Below are 455 nucleotides of genomic sequence, written 5' to 3'. Positions count from 1 at the left end.
GCGAAGAGGCGCGCGCGGTGGCGGCGGGGCACACCAAATACATTTTATTTTGACTGCACGCTAATGATACTTATCACAATGCAAATGAGTGGATAAAATGGAAGTGGCTGCGCCCGCAAGGGTTGGCCACGTTCCCTGCAGGCCGCTAAGAACTCTCTCAGCCCCCGGCATGCCGCCAGACTTACGAGCCAACAAAATGAACCCCACGGACCACGACGCCGCAGAGCGTGCGTCGATCTACCGCACGGCCGCGGCCGACGAACAGCATCAGCCATTGGAGCCCCCGCTACCACTGCCGCCCGCACGTCGGCGCGGGCGGCCCCCAGGCGCGAAGACGCGTGCAGCTCACGACCACATCACCGCGGACGAGTTTGCTGTGTTGCGTGCCGTCGCCCAAGGCATCGACGTCGCGGTGGCGTGCCGCCAGTACCTGTTGTCGCCTGGGCGGGTACCCG

The 455-nt window shown here is 64.2% G+C and carries 1 protein-coding gene; it reads left to right on the top strand.

All coding sequences use genetic code 11. From position 1 onward, the window contains the following. Positions 1–196 precede the first annotated feature (196 nt). Positions 197–455, top strand: a 259-nt coding sequence (locus GVL03_RS22455) for a hypothetical protein (RefSeq protein ID WP_235038280.1), incomplete at its 3' end; no start/stop codon positions are given.

Source organism: Microbacterium sp. 18062 (assembly GCF_902706225.1).
Lineage (GTDB): Bacteria > Actinomycetota > Actinomycetes > Actinomycetales > Microbacteriaceae > Microbacterium.
The sequence above is the reverse complement of the archived record's forward strand: the minus strand, read 5'-3'. Positions and strand labels throughout refer to the sequence as shown.